Annotated in this window: 11 protein-coding genes; 3 read left to right on the forward strand and 8 right to left on the reverse strand. The window is 74.6% G+C overall.

Features of this window, described 5'->3' with window-relative positions; genetic code table 11:
• Positions 1-31: 31 nt before the first annotated feature.
• Complete coding sequence (locus tag EBO36_RS03450) at positions 32-3,946, reverse strand: ThuA domain-containing protein (protein WP_122823379.1); 3,915 nt, start codon at positions 3,944-3,946, stop codon at positions 32-34.
• Positions 3,947-4,102: 156 nt separating this feature from the next.
• A complete protein-coding gene (locus tag EBO36_RS03455) occupies positions 4,103-5,122 on the reverse strand; it encodes a multicopper oxidase domain-containing protein (RefSeq protein WP_222928765.1) in 1,020 nt (339 codons plus the stop codon).
• Positions 5,123-5,892: 770 nt separating this feature from the next.
• Between EBO36_RS03455 and EBO36_RS03460 the strand changes: the two genes are divergently transcribed.
• A complete protein-coding gene (locus EBO36_RS03460; RefSeq protein WP_164471324.1) occupies positions 5,893-6,870 on the forward strand; it encodes a hypothetical protein in 978 nt (325 codons plus the stop codon).
• 156 nt (positions 6,871-7,026) lie between these two features.
• Here EBO36_RS03460 and EBO36_RS03465 read toward each other — a convergent pair whose 3' ends face one another.
• The 6 genes from EBO36_RS03465 to EBO36_RS03490 all read right to left on the reverse strand — a co-directional run bounded on the left by EBO36_RS03465 (position 7,027) and on the right by EBO36_RS03490 (position 15,174).
• A complete protein-coding gene (locus tag EBO36_RS03465; RefSeq protein WP_122823381.1) occupies positions 7,027-10,071 on the reverse strand; it encodes an AAA family ATPase in 3,045 nt (1,014 codons plus the stop codon).
• The gene (locus EBO36_RS03470) at positions 10,071-11,300 is read right to left on the reverse strand and encodes an exonuclease SbcCD subunit D (protein ID WP_122823382.1); all 1,230 of its coding nucleotides are present in this window, start codon (positions 11,298-11,300) and stop codon (positions 10,071-10,073) included. Before EBO36_RS03470 ends, EBO36_RS03465 begins: the two co-directional genes overlap by 1 nt.
• Positions 11,301-11,372: 72 nt before the next feature.
• Positions 11,373-12,176, reverse strand: a complete 804-nt coding sequence (gene hisN / locus EBO36_RS03475; RefSeq protein WP_122823383.1) for a histidinol-phosphatase — start codon at positions 12,174-12,176, stop codon at positions 11,373-11,375.
• Between the two features lie 56 nt (positions 12,177-12,232).
• Entirely contained in the window at positions 12,233-13,282 is a 1,050-nt protein-coding gene (gene rsgA, locus EBO36_RS03480) for a ribosome small subunit-dependent GTPase A (RefSeq protein ID WP_187695838.1), read from the reverse strand.
• Between the two features lie 19 nt (positions 13,283-13,301).
• Positions 13,302-14,648 carry a 3-phosphoshikimate 1-carboxyvinyltransferase gene (aroA, locus tag EBO36_RS03485; protein ID WP_122823384.1) on the reverse strand — a complete coding sequence of 449 codons (1,347 nt, stop codon included), beginning with the start codon at positions 14,646-14,648 and terminating at the stop codon, positions 13,302-13,304.
• A gap of 43 nt (positions 14,649-14,691) precedes the next feature.
• Positions 14,692-15,174 (reverse strand): DoxX family protein, encoded by a 483-nt coding sequence (locus EBO36_RS03490; protein ID WP_122823385.1) that lies wholly within the window; start codon positions 15,172-15,174, stop codon positions 14,692-14,694.
• A 95-nt stretch (positions 15,175-15,269) separates the two neighbouring features.
• Between EBO36_RS03490 and EBO36_RS03495 the strand changes: the two genes are divergently transcribed.
• Positions 15,270-15,995: a sigma-70 family RNA polymerase sigma factor gene (locus tag EBO36_RS03495; RefSeq protein ID WP_122823386.1), complete on the forward strand. Its 726-nt coding sequence runs from the start codon at positions 15,270-15,272 to the stop codon at positions 15,993-15,995.
• Positions 15,992-16,324 carry a mycothiol system anti-sigma-R factor gene (rsrA, locus tag EBO36_RS03500; RefSeq protein WP_122823387.1) on the forward strand — a complete coding sequence of 111 codons (333 nt, stop codon included), beginning with the start codon at positions 15,992-15,994 and terminating at the stop codon, positions 16,322-16,324. The genes EBO36_RS03495 and rsrA overlap by 4 nt, the downstream gene beginning before the upstream one ends.
• Positions 16,325-16,347 lie beyond the last annotated feature (23 nt).

A 16,347-nucleotide genomic window follows, 5' to 3' on the forward strand; every position in this document is an offset into this window, starting at 1 on the left:
CGCGAGACGCCCGCCGCACCGGCATGACGGCCTAGGACAGGTCCCGCACGCGGACGTTGCGGAACTCCATGAGGTCGTTGGTGCCGTGGTTCTGCAGGCCGATGAACCCGCTGACGAACTGCCGCAGGTCCGTGGGCGGGTCGCCCGCACGCGAGGACTCCTGGCCCGGCGCGTTCTCCCACTCGTTGATGACCACGCCGTTGCGCAGGATCGTGTACTGCTGGCCGACGACGCGGATCTCGTAGTCGTTCCACACGCCACGCTCGGTCGCCCCGGCCCCGTCGAGGCCGACGGGGTCGAAGTTGTAGACCGACCCCGTCTTCTGGGGCTCACCGGACGGACCGTCGTAGATCTGGATCTCGTGACCGCAGGAGATCGCCACCCACGCCTCGGACTGGCCCTGGCCGCACTCCGGCTGCTCCGCGGCGGTGGGGTCCGGGAAGCGCACGAACACCCCGCTGTTGGCGAAGGTGTCGCCGGTGGAGACGTCCCGGAACTGCAGCTTGAGCGAGAAGTCGGTGAACTCCTCCTCCTCGTACCACAGCATGCCCAGGCCTCCGCGGCTGAGCAGCGAGCCGCCCGGGAGCAGCTCGAAGGTCCCGCCCGGGGCCTGCCGCCAGCCGTCGAGGGACTCAGGCGTCCCGTCGAACAGCCACCGGTAGCCGGTCTCGCCGGGCCGCCCGACGGCGGACGCCGCGGCCGCGTTGCTCAGCCGGCCACCGTCGCGGCCGGTGAGGACGCCGTCGTCGCGCAGCTGGCGGACCAGCGCGTTGACGTGCCGGATGAACGCGCCGTGGTTGTCCCACTCGCCCTCGTCGTTGATGAGGTCGGCGATGGTGCACCCCCCGAGGTCCTGGTTGGCCACGCCGGAGTCCACCTCACCGACCCACACCGTCTCGCGGACGTCGGGCACGGCGCACTCGATGGCGACGGGCGTCTCGACCGTCTCCACCGTGCCGTCGGCGTAGGTGACCGTCAGCGTGGCGGTGTACTCGTCGACCCGGTCGTAGGTGTGCCGCGGGTCGGCCTCGGTCGACGTGGTGCCGTCGCCGAAGTCCCACTCCCAGGCCACGCCACCGGAGCGCGAGCCGGTGAACTGCACCGTCAGCGGGCTGCTCTGCACGCTCGCCGCCTGCGCCGTCGGCGCCGGGGTGGCCGGACCGCCGGTGTAGGCGATGCGGATGAGCTTCTGGTTCTCGTGCAGGGTGAAGAAGCCGCTGCCGTAGTCGAGGAGGTACAGCGCGCCGTCGGGGCCGAAGTCGGCGTCCATCCAGCTCTGCAGCTGGTTGCTGCCGCCGCCGGCCCGGATGATGTGGCGCAGGTCCTCGGCGAACGCCGGGGGCGCCTGCTCGTCGACGCCCTCCGGGTCGGCGGTGATCGCCACCCGGTTGTTGGAGTTCGACTGGTCACCGATGAGCCACTTGCCCTCCCAGTACTCCGGCCAGGCGACGTCGCTGTCCGGCGAGACCTGCGAGGTGCGGTAGGTCGGGCCGGACATGACGGCCTGACCGCCGCCCCGCAGGTACGGCTGGGTGTAGGTGACCTCGTCCTCGACGTAGCTGGGGATGCCGGCCTCGTCCCGCGGGAAGACCGGGCCGCCGCCGCCGGGGGAGTACCAGATCATGTTGTCCCGGGCGTCGGGGATGTCCACGAGGCCGGTGTTGCGCGGTGACGTGTTCTGCAGGTCGTCGCAGTCGTACCAGTCGGTGAGGACGCTGGCGTCGGTGTTGCTGCGGTCCCGGTACGGCTGCCGGTTGCCCATGCAGTACGGCCAGCCCTGGTTCCCGGCCGAGGTGATGATGGTCGCCGTCTCGTACTTGGCCGGGCCCAGCTCGGGGTTCGGTCCGAAGGCGTCCGGGCCCACCCAGGCCGCGGTCAGCCAGTCGGTGTCCGGGTCGATCTGGATGCGCGAGGGGTTGCGCACGCCCATGACGTAGATCTCCGGGCGGGCCTGCTCGCCGTTCCCCTCGTCGCCGGTGAAGAGGTTGTCCTCGGGGACCGTGTACGTACCGTCCTCCTCGGGGTGGATCCGCAGGATCTTCCCGTTGAGGTCGTTGGTGTTGCCCGAGGTGCGGCGCGCGTCCTGGAACGAGATCCCGGCGTACTCCTGGGTCCAGTTGTTCCCGGAGTAGCCGTCCGAGCCCTGGGAGGAGTTGTTGTCACCGGTGGCGACGTACAGGTTGCCGTCGTCGTCGAAGCCCATGCCGCCGCCGGCGTGGCAGCAGCTGTGGATCTGGGTCTCCCACTCGAGGAGGTCCACGCGGGTGTCCTGGTCGATGGTGAGGTTCTCCCGGTCGTAGGTGAACCTCGAGACGGTCCGCATCCCCACCCGGTTCTCGGTGTCGATGGACTCGTAGGGCATCCAGTAGACGTAGAGCCAGCTGTTCTCGGCGAAGTTCGGGTCGGGCTCGATGCCGAACAGGCCCTCCTCGGTCTTGACGAGCTCGCCACCGCTGCCGCGGTTGCCGAACACGTCGAGCACGGTGAGCAGCGTGGCCTCACCGGTGTCCGGGTCCCACTGGTGGATGGTGCCGCAGCCAAGCCCGACGTTCGGGTCGTCCCACGACGGGATCGGGCCGGTGGCGCAGGCGCCGCGGCCGACGTAGAAGATCGTGCCGTCGTCGGCGGCGACCAGGCCGTGAGGCTCACCGATCTGGTCGAGCTCGCCCGGTGCGTTCGGCGTCGTCAGGCGCTCGATCTCGTAGTTCGCACCGATGGTGGCCTGGCAGTCACCGCGCACGATGCCGCTGGACCACTGGATGGCACCGAGCAGGTGGCTGCGGAAGCCGTCCTCGTCGTAGCTCTCCGGGGTGCCGCCCATGCCGGTGTAGAAGGAGCGTCCGCCGTCGTAGTCACGGCACCAGGAGATGGGGTGGAACGGGCCGTTGGCGGTGGGGCCGGCGTTGTAGTCCCACTCCTGGACCTGGGCGACGGTGTGGACCTCGCCGATCGGGTTGGTCTCCCAGTTGAGCCACTTGTCGGAGCGCGTCCAGTTGAGCGGCAGGCCCTCGTTGGCCACGTGCTGGCGGTCGACGACGTTGACGGTCGCCTCCTCGGCCGGGATCTCCACCGGGGGAGGGTTGGCCGACGCGTCGGTGAACAGCAGCCAGTCCGCGAGCTGGGTGAGATCGTCACCGGCGTTCTCGGTGATGTCGAGCTGGAAGTACTGGTACGCCTCGGTGTTCTCGATCTCGTAGGCCTTGCGCTGGAAGCGCTGGGGGAAGTCGTCGCTGCGGGTGTCGAGGTCCACCCACGTCTCGCCGTCGGTGGACCCGCGCAGCGTCCACGCCTGAGGGTCGCGGCCGGCGGCGTCGTTGGCCGAGGTCATCACGTAGCTCGTGATGACGGCCGGCTCCGCGAGCTCCACGGTGAGGGTCGCGGTGGGCTCGAACGCGAGCCACTTGGTGCCCTCGTCGTCGTCGATGAGGTTGGCCGCGACCTCGTTGGGCGGGTTCTCGGCGGTCGCCGAGATGCTGGCGACCTCCTCCGGGGTCGGGCGGATACCGGCGGGCCGGGCCCCGAGGAGACCGGTGAACCACTGCGAGTCCACCTGGGCCGCGACGGCGTCACGGACCCCGAGGAAGCCGCCGCCGTCGTGGATGAAGTCCTGCAGCGCGGCCTCCTGGGCCGCGTCCAAGGCGCTGCCCTCGGCGGAGAGGAAGACCACCCCGCGGTAGAGGTCGAGGGTCTCCTCGGTGAAGTCGCCGGGGTCCGTGGAGACCGTCACCTCGAAGCCACCGTCCTCGCCGAGCTCGGTGATGGTGCGGGCGGCCTCCTCGACCGGGTCGTCCTGGGCCTGCGGGTCGCCGTGGAAGACGAGCACGTTGACGTCCCCCGCCTGCCCGTCCGCGGCCGGGGCGGGACCGGCGGGGCGCTTGGCGGCGGTGCCCGCGGTCGCCGCGGCGTCTGCGCTGCCGGGCAGGGCGAGCGCCGGTGCCGCGGTCATGCTCAGCATCAGCGCCGCGCTGGCGGTCAGGACCCCTGCGTGCCGGAGTCGGCGAAGCCGTCCGCCGGTGGATGGGCTTCTTCGTTGCGTAGGCAATTCTCCCCCTCGGAGTACGACGTCGCCCCCGGCGGTGTGCCGGGGGCGCGAGACCAGCGGTCAGTGCCCTCCTTCGTGCTCGTGGAACCAGTCGATCGACTCCTGGGCGCCGTCGGGCATGCTGCCGTCCGCGTTCCGGACGAGGAAGATGCCGGCCATCCCGCCGTCGGAGTGGAACTGGACGTGGCAGTGGTACATCCACGCGCCGGGACCCACGTCCTCGCCGGCCACCACCTGGAAGCCGAAGGAGTCCCCGGGGTTGAGGTCGCGGGTGTCGATGATCTGGCTCGGGTCGCGCGGGCCCTCGAGGTAGCCCGTCCGGTTGTTCGCCCAGCGGTGCGCGTGCAGGTGGAACGTGTGGAACATGTCCCCGTGGCCGATGCAGATGAACTCCACGGTCTCGCCGAGCCGCGCCTCGAACATCGGGGTGTGCGGCGCGGACTGGTTGTTGATGAGCATCCCGTTGAAGACGCAGGTGAACTGCCGGTCGGGCAGGACGTCGCCCCGCCGGCGCACGATGAGCGCGCCGTAGAGCCCGGCAGCCAGGCCACCCGTTCCGTGCGGGGTGCCCATGGCGTGGTCGTGGTAGTGCCAGTACCCCGCGGTGCCCGGACGGCTCCACCGGCCCATGGACCGCTCGCCGGTGGTCCGCCAGGTGTACGTGCGCGTCTCGCCGGGCCCGTTGTAGGAGGCGTTGAACGGGGAGCCGTCGGAGGCGGTGTCGTAGAGCACGCCGTGCGGGTGGATGGAGACATCCCGGTCGGTGGTGTTGACGAGCGTGATCTCCATGGTGTCGCCCTCGTACATCTCGAGGACGGGACCCGGGATCGTCGCGGCGCCCGGCTCGAGGCCGTAGCCCACCTGCCCGCCGCCGAGCTCCTCGACGTACATGGTGATGCGGTGCGTCGTGCCCGCCGGCACCGCGGCGCTGGGGCGGCTGGCCGTGGACGGCGACACGGCGACGGCGGACGTCCCGAGGGCGGCGGCCGTCGCCGGGACGAACATGGCAGTGGTGGCGCCCGCGAGGACAGCGCGGCGCGAGAGCCCCCCGTCGTTCTGGGGCCGGGTGGTGCTGGTCATGGAGGCTCCCGCCATCTCGGACAGCGCCTCGGTCACGTCGCCGGATCCTCACCGGCGAGAACCGATGGGCGACCGCGTCGTTGCGACTACCGAGGCGTGGGGCGAACACACATCGTCATGACCGTAAGTCGGCCTTCCGGCGACTGACAAGCAAAAGTGATTTCCACTAGCGGAAGGTCGCGCGGGAGTCAAGTCGAAAGTGTGAAATCTTGCGACGGATAGCGTGGACCGCTGCCGCCCGGGAGCGACCCTCGCCTCGGGGACGACCGGCCCGCCGGTCGGCGGCACCGGCCGGGCCAGGCTGTCGCCCGAGGGCCCGGAGCGGCGGCACCGCGCGGATCTGACGACCGCAACGGGCCGGCTGGGCGGTCGGCGTGCGCGCCGCGGAGGGGGCCGACGGCGCCCTTACACCCCCGGTCGCGACGCCTTGCGGGGTGGTTGCCGGATCTCGTGCCGACCGATTGACTCTCGTCCTGGGGGTTGCCCCGACAGTGATGTCGTCCAGCCGGCAGGAGTGACAGATGGCGTCACGACCGACGCGCTCGAGGCGGGCTGCGGTGACGACGCCGGCCGGACGGGGGCTCGTGGCGAGGCGCCAGCGACGCGACCCGGGCGCGCCGGCGTGCGCCGTCCCGCCTCGGTCCTGCTCGTCCGCGCGCTGATGAACGTCCCCGAGCCCGCCCCGGCGGCGCCGCCCGCACCGTTCCACCCGAGCACGCCGCCGTCGGCGCGTCGTGGTCGGGCACCTCATCCGAGTCGAAGGAGAAACCATGCGAAAGCGACTGACCAGCGTGATGATCGGCGGGCTGGTGCTCGCCGGGTTCGGGGCCGCCGGTCCCGCACAGGCCGGCCTGACCACCCACTGCGTGGGGTCAGCCTCGGGCGTGACCGTCCCGGGTGACCTCCTCGTCCCCGCCGACCAGGCCTGCTCGCTCGAGGACATCGTCGTCACCGGCAACGTCACCGTCGCCCGGGGCGCGGACCTCGTCGGCGACGGCCTCACCATCAACGGGAACGTCACGGTCCAGGGCGACGGCTACCTCGACCTGGGGGAGTCGACGGTCGCGGGCAACGTCGCGAACCGCGGCGCCTTCGGCATCTACCTCGACGGCACCGACGTCAACGCCTACACCGCGACGGCCAACGTCAACCCCGACTCCTTCCTCTGGACCTACGGGGCCACCTTCGCCGGACGCATCGCCTCCACCGGCGGCTCGTTCCTCCTGGAGAGCTCGGTGGCCCAGCGGCTCGTGGAGACGACCGACTCGCTCTACACCGACGTCCTCGACTCCGTGGTCGGCGGCACCCTCACCGTCACCGGCGCCGAGTACGGCGCGACCGTCTGCGGCAGCGAGGTCGACGGCCACGCCACCTTCGCCGGCAACGGGGTGGGGGTCCAGCTCGGGGCGGGCGGCGCGCTCGGCGAGTGCGAGCACGGCACCAGCGTCTGGAGCGGGAACGTCACCGTCACCGGGACCACCGGCGTCGCCGAGGTCTCGGGCAACGTCATCCGGGGCAACCTGGCCGGGACCGGCAACGAGTCGGTGTCCGCGAGCGGCAACCGGGTCCGCGGTGAGCTCCAGGGCCAGTTCGCCGAGCAGGCCGACCAGGGCACCATGCGGATGCGGCTCGAGGCGCCGGCCGCCGCCGAGGCGGACGCCAACCGCGACGTCCTCGAGCAGCGCCGCACGGCGCGCCTCGCTGAGGCGGAGCAGCTGGCCGACGCCGCGGGGCCCGCTGACCTGTGACCCCCCACCGCGGGTCGGGCCCGGCTCGGCCCGCGGTGCCACCGGGCGAGGACGGTGAGGCGGCCGGGCTCGACATCGACGCGGGCGGCGGCCTCCGGGCAGGGTGCGGGCACGGCCGTGCACCCCGCCCGGAGGCACCCCGCCCGGAGGCCTCCGTCAGCAGCGCACGGTGAGGGTGGAGGCCCCTCCAGGCAGGCGTCGGACCTCGATGCGCTCGGCGATGCGTGACTTGAGCTCGGTGACGTGGCTGACGATGCCGACGGCCCGCCCGCCGGCCTGGAGCCGGGAGAGCTCGCCCATGACGTCGTCGAGGGTCTGCGGGTCCAGGGAGCCGAACCCCTCGTCGACGAAGAGCGTGTCGAGCGCGATGCCGCCCGCCTCGCTGGTGACGACGTCGGCGAGGCCGAGGGCGAGGGAGAGCGAGACGTAGAAGGTCTCGCCACCGGAGAGCGTGTGCGGGTCGCGGGCGCGCTCGGTGACGTGGTCGCGCACCGCCAGGCCCAGGCCGGCCTTGCGCGAGCGCTGGCCGCCCTCGCGCTCGTCGATGCGCTCGAGGCTGTAGCGCCCGTCCGACATGGCGCCGAGGCGCTCGTTGGCGGCGGCGACGACGTCCTCGAACCGGCGCAGGAGGACGAACGTCGCCAGGGTCATCGAGCTGGCGTTGCCCTCGGCCGCCGTGGCCAGGGCCGCCATGCGCAGCACCGGTGCGGCGGCGCGGGCGCGGGCGGCGTGGGCGCCCAGGCCCGCGGTGAGGACGGCGCGGGCGGATGCCGACCGCTGGGCGCACCCGCGCGCCTCGACGGCCTGCCGGGTGGCGGCGGTGAGGTGCTCCTGGGCGGCGCGGTGGGTCAGCGTGGCCGCCGGCACGTCCGCCGACTCCTCGCCGGTGAGCGACGCGATCGGCGCCTCCGCGAGGCCGGCGGCCACGCGCCCGAGCGCGGCGCGGTGGTCGGTGATCTCGCGGCTGAGCCGGTGGGCGGTGACGTCGTCGAGCAGCGCGGCACGCGCCGTGGCCGCGTCGGCGAAGTCACGCTCGGCGAGCGTGCGGGCGAGGGCCTCGGACGCCGCCGTGGCGGAACGGGCCGCCTCGAGGTGCTCCTCGAGGGCCTCGGCCAGCCGGTGGGCGGCCGCGACGCGGCGGGCCAGGTCCGCGGCCCGGGCGGCGACCGACGCCGCCTCACCCCGGGCGCGCCGGCAGTGCTCGGTGTCCCGGGCCAGCTGCGCGGCCTCGGCGGCCAGGCCGGCCTCCCGGGCGGCGACCTCGGTCCGGTCCCCGGCCAGGGCCGCCTCGAGCGCGGCGGTGCGGGCGTCGAACCCGGCGATCTCCCGCTCGAGCACGTCGAGGTCGCGGGACGCCTGCTCGGCGGTGGCGAGGGCGGTCGCGGCGCGGTCCCGGTCGGCCGTGGCCGCGGGGACGTCCCGCCCCCCGGCCGCCGCAGCGAGCGCGGTCACCTCGGCGGCGAGCGCGGCGTCGGTGGCATTGGCCGCGGAGAGGACCTCCTCGGCGGCGACGCGCGCGGCCGTGGTGGCCTCGACCTCCTCGGCGCTGGCGTGGGCCGCGGTGGGCCGGGCGGGCTCGGGGTGCTCGGCGGACCCGCACACCGGGCACGCCTCGCCCTCCTCGAGCTGGGTGGCCAGCTCCCCGGCCAGGCCGGCGATCCAGCGCATCCGGGTCTCGTGCTCGGCCTGCTGCGCCTTGCGCGCCGCGAGGGCCGCGCGGGCGAGCCGCTCCCGGGCGCTCCCGTGCGCGCGCTGGCGATCCTCCCAGGCGCGGGCGGCGAGGAGCACCTCCTCGGTCCGGGCGTGCGCGGCGCGCGCGCCCGAGCGCTCCGCCGCCGCGGCCCGGGTGGTCGCGGCGCGCGCGTGCAGGGCGGCGCGCTCGGCGGGGCGCTGGGCGAGGTCGGCGGCCCGCGCCGCCAGCACCGTCGCCTCGGCCCCGCACGCCTCCCGGTCGGCGGCCAGCCGGGCCGCGCGGGCCGGCAGACCGGCCTCCAGGTCGAGGACGTCGCTGAGCGCCCCCCGTTCCGCGGCGGCGTCGTGGGCGGCCGCCCGCACGCGCACGAGGTGGTCGCGCTCCGCCTGCTCCGGGTCGACCGGGACGAGCGTCGCGAGGTCGGCGTGCTCGCCCGCGGCCACCTCGGCCAGGCGGAGCGCGAGGGCCTGGGCGGCGTCCGCGGCGCGGGCGCCGGCGTCGGCCTGCGCGCGCAGCGCCGAGGTGGTCCCCGCCGCGCGTTGCGCGCTCGCCAGGCGGCGCTCGGCCACCTCCACGTCACTCGTGCGCTCGGCGAGGGCGTGCTGCTCGGCGAGGAGCGCCCCGCGCCGCGCGAGCCGGACGGCGAGGTCGCGCTCGGTGTCGAGCCGCCGCTGCGCCGACCGCTCGGCCTCCCGGGCGGCCTCCTCCGCGGCCGTCGCGCTCGCGGCACGCTGGTCCGCCTCCGCGCACGCGCGCTCGACCTCCTCGGTGAGGGCCTCCGCCGCGAGGTCGCGGGCGGCCGCCTCGAGGCGGGCCGTGCGGTCCTCGTCGAGCTCGGCCGCCACGACGAACCCGGACGCCGCAGCGCGGATGTCCTCCGCCGCGCGGCCCAGCTCGGACCTCGCCTCCTTGGCCATGGCGGCGAGCTGGTGCTGCACGCGCTCGTACACCTCGGTGCCGAAGACGTCCTGCAGCACCGCCCGGCGCTGCTCCGGCTTGGCGCGCAGGAACGCGGCGAACTGCCCCTGCGGCAGGACGACCGTCTGGGTGAACTGGGACCGGTCCAGCCCGACGATGCGCCCGATCTCCGTGCCCACCTCCTGGGTCGTCGCTGCCATCGGCTCGCCCGCGGCGTCGTCCACCGCGGCGAGCCGCCAGAGCTTGGCGGTCGCGTTCTGGGTGGTCACGCCGTCGCCCCGGCGCTTGGGCCGGGCGTACTTGGGTGACCGGCGCACGCGGTGGATGCCGGCGCCGGTGGAGAAGGTGAGCTCGACGAAGGGCTCGGCGTCCGCGGGAGCATGGGCGGAGGGCAGCCGGTCCTCGCTCGTCTCGCTCGAGGCGACCGAGCCGTAGAGCGCAAAGACGACGGCGTCGATGATCGTCGACTTGCCGGCGCCGGTGGGGCCCTCGAGGAGGAACAGGCCGCCCGCAGAGAGCCGGTCGACGTCGATCTCGTGCCGGCCGGGGAACGGCCCGATGGCCTGCAGCGTGAGGCGGTGCACGCGCATCAGGCGCTCATCTCCTGCGCGAGGACGGCCTCGTAGGCGCGGGCGAGGACGGCGCGCTCCGCGCCGTCGGGGTCGGCGCCGCCCACGGTGCGGACGAACTCGGCGGCCACGAGCAGCGGGTCGAGGGACGGGGACACGCCCGCCGCGGGGGAGGGGCCGGACTCGGGGCGGTGCTGGATGACGAGGGCGTGCGGGAACCGGGCGCGGACGCGGGCGTAGAGGTCAGGCGGGCGGACGGCGTCGGTGACGAGCACCCGTACCCAGTCCTGCGCCTGGGCGTCGAAGGCCGGCGAGCACAGTGCCTCGAGCGTGCCGGTGACCTCCGAGAGCCCGCGCGGCCGGGGGACGTCGAGGAGGTCGACGGAGCGCACGCCGCCGGGACCGAGCTCGACGAGCGCCGCCGACTTGCGGTGGTGGCGCTCGGAGAAGGAGTACGCCAGCGGGGAGCCGGCGTACCGGGCGAGGGGCCGCCCGGGGGCCTCGGGGTCCAGGTCCGGGCCGACGCGCTGGGGCCCGTGGAGGTGGCCCAGGGCGAGGTAGTCCAGCGCCGCGTCCTCCCCGCCCGCGGTAAGGACCCCGAGCGGGACGCTGTCGACGCCCCCCACCCGGATGTCCCGTTCGGACTCCGACGGCTGCCCACCGACGACGAACGCGTGCGCCATGAGCAGCGCCGGCACCCGGGGACCACCGCCCGCGCGGCGGGCGGCGAGATCGGCGTGCACCCGCGCCATCGCGGCGCGGGCCACCGCCTCGTGGGACCGGGCGGGCACGAGGGGTGCGCCGTCGTCGCCGGTCTCGGGACCGGCGAGGCGGTGGCGGCAGGTGTCCGGGTCGAGGTAGGGCAGCGCGTAGACGAGCGCCTCCTCGGTGCCGTCCCGGGACGGCACGACGACGGGCGAACCCACGCCCTCGACGCGGCTGCGGACGACGAGCTGGTCGCGGAAGAGTGAGGCGCCGAACCCCAGGCGGGTGGCGGAGTCGTGGTTGCCGGGGGTGAGGACCACCCGGGTGTGCTCGGTGAGGCGCTCCAGCGCCTCGGCGAGCAGCTCGACGACCGCCACGGGCGGGATGGCGCGGTCGTAGACGTCCCCGGCGACGACCAGGGCGTCGACCCGCTCGCTGCGCACGGCCTGGACGAGGTGGTCGAGGAACGCCTCCTGGTGGTCGAGCAGGTCCACCCCGTGCAGCGTGCGCCCGAGGTGCCAGTCCGAGGTGTGGAGGATCCTCATGCCTCGACGGTAACCGCGGCCACCGACATCCCCGCCGCGCCGCGCGCCGGTGTGCGCGGCGCCACGCCCGGCTCAGTCGTGCTGGGACGTGAGCGCCTCGAGAACCTGGTCGTGGAGGAGGGAGTTGGTCACCACGGCGTTGGCGCCGAACGGCCCCGGCGCACCGTAGAGGTTGGTGAACCGGCCGCCGGCCTCGGTGACGATCGGGACCAGGGCGGCCATGTCGTAGAGCTCGAGCTCCGGCTCGCAGGCGACGTCGACCGCGCCCTCGGCGACGAGCATGTAGGACCAGAAGTCGCCGTACGCCCGGGTGCGCCAGCACGTCTGGGCGAGGGAGAGGAACGCCCGCAGCCGCCCCGTGTCGGCCCACCCGTCGAGCGAGGAGTAGCTCAGGGACGCGTCGTGGAGGTGCTCCACCTTGGACACGTGCAGGCGGCGCGCCGCCGACAGCGACCGCCCGGTCCACGCGCCCGAGCCCAGGGCGGCCCACCAGCGCCGTCCCAGCGCCGGCGCGGAGACGACGCCGAGGACCACCTCGTCGTCCTCGACCAGGCCGATGAGGGTGGCCCACACCGGCACGCCGCGGACGAAGTTCTTCGTGCCGTCGATGGGGTCGATGACCCACTGCCGCGTCGAGCGGCCGGTGCTGCCGAACTCCTCACCGAGGACGGCGTCGCGGGGGCGAGTGCGGGCGAGCTGCGAGCGCACGAGCTCCTCGGCGCTGCGGTCGGCGTCGGAGACCGGCGTGAGGTCGGGCTTGGTGTCGACGACGAGGTCGAGGGCCTGGAAACGCGACATCGTGAGGGCATCGACCTGGTCGGCGATCACGTGCGCCAGTCGGAGGTCGTCGTCGTAACGAAGTCGTGGGGAAGCCATGCTTCGCACGCTATCCCCGTGGCGTGCGGGGACGGAGGGGCCGCGCCGGGCGATGATCAGACGGCCTCGGCCGGGTCGTCCGGGATCCGCGCCGCGAGCAGCCGGCGGAAGGAGTCGAGCCGCGCCTGCCCGGCGGTGCCGGCGTTCCCCGAGGCGACCCACTCGTCGAGCGCGCAGTCGGGTGCCCCGGCGGCGTGCGTGCACCCGCGCGGGCACTGCTCGGCCACGGCGGCGAGGTCGGCGAACCCGCGCAGGAGCTCCGCCGGCCCGACGTGGGAGAGCCCGAACGACCGCACGCCGGGGGTGTCGATGGCCCAGCCGCCCCCGGGCAGCGGGAGGGCGACGGCGGAGCTCGACGTGTGCCGCCCGCGGCCCGTCACCGCGTTGACCCCGCCGGTCGCCCGGTGGGCCGCCGGGACGAGGGCGTTGATGAGCGTGGACTTGCCCACACCGGAGTGCCCGACGAGCACCGAGGTGTGCCCGGTGAGCCGGTCGACGACGGCGTCCAGCCCGTGCACCTCCGCACCCTCGATCGCCGTGACGAGCGCGGGCACCTCGAGGGCGGCGTACTGGGCGAGGAACGGTGCGGGGTCGGCCAGGTCCGCCTTGGTGAGGCACAGGATCGGCTCCATGCCGGCGTCGTACGCGGCGACGAGGCACCGGTCGACCATCCGGGGCCGGGGCTCCGGGTCCGCCAGTGCCGTGACGATGACGAGCTGGTCGGCGTTGGCGACGATGACCCGCTCGACGCCGGCGGACTCCCCGTCCTCCCCGGAGCGCCGCAGCGCCGTCGTGCGCTCCTCGACGCGGACGATCCGCGCCAGCGTGCCGGGCCGCCCAGTGGTGTCCCCGACGACGGCGACGCGGTCCCCGACGACGACGGCGGTCCGCGCGCCGCGCCCGAGCTCGCGCGCCTTCATCCCGACCAGGCGGGTGCCGTCCGGACCGAGGAGCGTGTAGCGCCCGCGGTCGACGGCGAGGACCATCGCCTCGGTGGCGTCGGCGTGCTCCGGGCGCTGCTTGGTCCGGGGGCGGGTGCCGCGGCGGTTGGGCCGTACGCGCACCCGGTCGTCGTCGGTGCCCGTGTCCCCGCGGGCCGGGGTCACCGCTGCCCCCGCACCGCGGTCAACGCCGGCCGGCCGGGGTGCGCGAGCCCGCGAGCATGGCGGTCCACATCCCCGGGAAGTCGGGGAGGGTCTTGGCCGTCGTGGCGACGTCGACCACCTCCACGCCGGGCACCCGCAGGCCGATGATGGCGGCGAACGTCGCCATCCGGTGGTCGTGGTAGGTCTCCACCCGGGCGCCGTGGAGGGGCCGGGGGCTGATGGCGAGGCCGTCCTCCGTCTCCTCGGCGTGCCCGCCGAGGCGGTTGATCTCCGTCACCAGCGCCGCGAGCCGGTCGGTCTCGTGCCCGCGCAGGTGGGCGACTCCGCGCAGCCGGGAGGGGCCCTCGGCGAGCGCGCAGAGGGCGGCGAGGGTGGGGGTGAGCTCACCGACGTCGTGGAGGTCCTCGTCGAGGCCGGCGATGGTGCCCGTCCCGGACACCGTGAGCCCCTCAGGCCCGAGCGTCACCTCGGCGCCCATCCGGGCCAGCAGGTCGCGCAGGCGGTCGCCGGCCTGGGTGGTGGTCGTCGGCCAGCCGGGGACGCGCACCCGGCCACCGACGGCGAGGGCGGCGGCGAGGAACGGACCGGCGTTGGACAGGTCGGGCTCCACGGCGACGATCCCGCCGCTGATCGGCCCGGGGTGGACGGTCCACCGTGCCGGGGTGCCGGCGCCGGGCTCGACGTCGACGCGCACGCCCCGCTGGCGCAGCGCGTCCACGGTCATGGCCACGTGGGGCAGGCTCGGCACGGGGCCCGTCACGCTCAGCTCGATGCCGGCGGCGAACCGTGCGGCGGGCAGGAGGAGCGCGGAGACGAACTGGCTCGAGGCCGACGCGTCGACCTCGACGGCGCCGCCGGGGAGCGCGACGGTGCCGTGGACGGTGAAGGGCAGGGCGCCCCGCCCGTCGTCGTCCACCTGTGCACCGAGGTCGCGCAGGGCGTCGACCAGGGGACCCATCGGGCGCTGCCGGGCGCGCGGGTCGCCGTCGAAGGTGACCGGGCCGTCGGCGAGGCAGGCGAGGGCGGGGACGAACCGCATGACGGTGCCGGCGAGCCCGCAGTCGACGTGCCCGCCGCCGCGCAGCGGGGCGGGGTCGACGAGGAGGTCGGGCCCCTCGGGGTCGGGGCGGCCGTCGGCGTCCACCGCGTCCACCCCCACGCCGAGGACGCGCAGGGCCTCCACCATGAGGGCGGAGTCACGGGAGTGGAGCGGGCTGCGCAGCTGCGTCGGCTCGGAGGCGAGCGCGGCGAGGACGAGGGAGCGGTTGGTCAGGGACTTCGAGCCGGGCACGTCGACGACGGCCTCGAGCGCGGCGGTCGCGACCGGTGCGGCCCACGGTTCCGTCGGGTCGGGGGTCAGGGTCATGCCGCGAGCGTAGTCGGGCGCGCTGCGGGCACGTCCGTGCGGCTCAGCTCGTCAGGGAGCCCTTGAGCTCGCGCATGGCGGCCCGGTGCTCGCGGTTGTTGGTCAGGCGCCAGCCCAGCGACGGCTTGCCGTCCCGGTCGAGGGCGGCGAGGAGCAGCCCGCCGGTGGCGCTGGCGCCGCGGAGCAGGCCCCGGCGCAGCTCGCGCTTGCGCCCGCGGTCGTGCGCGGACCACACGGGGTTGTTCACCAGGGTGAGGGGCACGGTGATCGCCGCGAGCGTGAGCGCCGCGGTCCGCGGCTTGCGGCTGGTGGCGAGCATGATCGCGGACACGGTCGTCACGGCGCCGGTGGCGCGCACGAGCAGGCGCGGGTCGGCGGCCATACCGCCGAGGCCCACCTTCTCCAGCAGCGGCTCGGCCTTGCGGAACCGCTCGACGTGGGAGTCCGGTCGGCGGAGGGCGTCCAGACCGTCGGCGATGAAGATCGAGGCCAGCAGGGGACGGGCGAGGCGATGCGTGAGACTCATGGGTCATTGCTACCGCAAACCGCTGCGCGCGGCGAGCGGTATGCGCTAGCGCATGGGCGAGGAATGCCGGGCGCCGAACATCGGTTGCACCGGACATGACCATCCTGCTCGACCCGTCCGTGCCCGCCCCGTGCCGGCCCGACGCCGGCGCCGGGCTACCCGGCGCGCGCGAGCCGTGGGGGCGACTAGGCTCGTGGACGATGACCGAGCGCTCGGAGGACGACCTCGACCGCGCCCCCGCCGCCGAGAGCGACGCGGAGCGCGCGGCGCGCTTCGAGGTGGAGGCGATGCCCTACCTCGACCAGCTCTACGGCGCGGCGATGCGCATGACGCGCAACCCGGCCGACGCCGAGGACCTCGTCCAGGAGACCTTCACCAAGGCGTTCGCGGCGTTCCACCAGTACCGCCCGGGGACCAACCTCAAGGCGTGGCTGTACCGGATCCTCACGAACACCTTCATCAACACCTACCGCAAGAAGCAGCGCGAGCCGCTGCAGTCGGACGCCGACTCCGTCGAGGACTGGCAGATCGCGCGGGCGGCGTCCCACACCTCCGGCGGGCTGCCGTCGGCGGAGATGGAGGCTCTCGACCGGTTGCCGGACTCCGAGGTCAAGGACGCCCTCAACGAGCTGCCTGAGGACTTCCGCCTCGCGGTCTACCTCGCCGACGTCGAGGGCTTCGCGTACAAGGAGATCGCCGAGATCATGGGCACTCCGATCGGCACCGTGATGTCGCGCCTGCACCGGGGCCGGCGCCAGCTGCGGGTGCTGCTCGCGGACCACGCCCGCTCCCTCGGCGTCGTCAAGGAGGTGCAGCCGTGAAGGAGCACGACCCGATGGTGGACCACCTCGAGGCGGCCCGGCGGGGCTGGGGCCCGGACCTGCCGCTCACGGACGAGGCCGGACCGTGCGGCTGCGAGGAGCTGCTCGACCGCCTCGACGAGTTCCTCGACTCGGAGATGAGCGACTCCCAGTGCGCGCGCCTCCAGGAGCACGCGGCGCAGTGCCCGACGTGCCGGGAGGCGACCGACGCCGAGCAGCACCTACGCGCGATAATCCGGCGCTCGTGCGCCGAGGTCGCTCCGGCCGAGCTGCGGATGCGGGTGGCCGTCCAGCTCACCCGGCTGCGGCTGACGGACCCGGGCCGGTAGCCGGCCCCCTCCCGCGCGGCCGA

It is taken from the genome of Georgenia faecalis (genome assembly GCF_003710105.1).
GTDB classification, from domain to species: Bacteria; Actinomycetota; Actinomycetes; order Actinomycetales; family Actinomycetaceae; genus Georgenia_A; species Georgenia_A faecalis.

What these genes read in the sequence shown, in the direction of transcription:
- EBO36_RS03450 (WP_122823379.1), bottom strand. Translation starts at nt 3,946, where the DNA reads ATGACCGCGGCACCGGCGCTCGCCCTGCCCGGCAGCGCAGACGCCGCG.
- EBO36_RS03455 (WP_222928765.1), bottom strand. Translation starts at nt 5,122, where the DNA reads ATGACCAGCACCACCCGGCCCCAGAACGACGGGGGGCTCTCGCGCCGC.
- EBO36_RS03460 (WP_164471324.1), top strand. Translation starts at nt 5,893, where the DNA reads ATGCGAAAGCGACTGACCAGCGTGATGATCGGCGGGCTGGTGCTCGCC.
- EBO36_RS03465 (WP_122823381.1), bottom strand. Translation starts at nt 10,071, where the DNA reads ATGCGCGTGCACCGCCTCACGCTGCAGGCCATCGGGCCGTTCCCCGGC.
- EBO36_RS03470 (WP_122823382.1), bottom strand. Translation starts at nt 11,300, where the DNA reads ATGAGGATCCTCCACACCTCGGACTGGCACCTCGGGCGCACGCTGCAC.
- hisN (WP_122823383.1), bottom strand. Translation starts at nt 12,176, where the DNA reads ATGGCTTCCCCACGACTTCGTTACGACGACGACCTCCGACTGGCGCAC.
- aroA (WP_122823384.1), bottom strand. Translation starts at nt 14,648, where the DNA reads ATGACCCTGACCCCCGACCCGACGGAACCGTGGGCCGCACCGGTCGCG.
- EBO36_RS03490 (WP_122823385.1), bottom strand. Translation starts at nt 15,174, where the DNA reads ATGAGTCTCACGCATCGCCTCGCCCGTCCCCTGCTGGCCTCGATCTTC.
- EBO36_RS03495 (WP_122823386.1), top strand. Translation starts at nt 15,270, where the DNA reads ATGACCATCCTGCTCGACCCGTCCGTGCCCGCCCCGTGCCGGCCCGAC.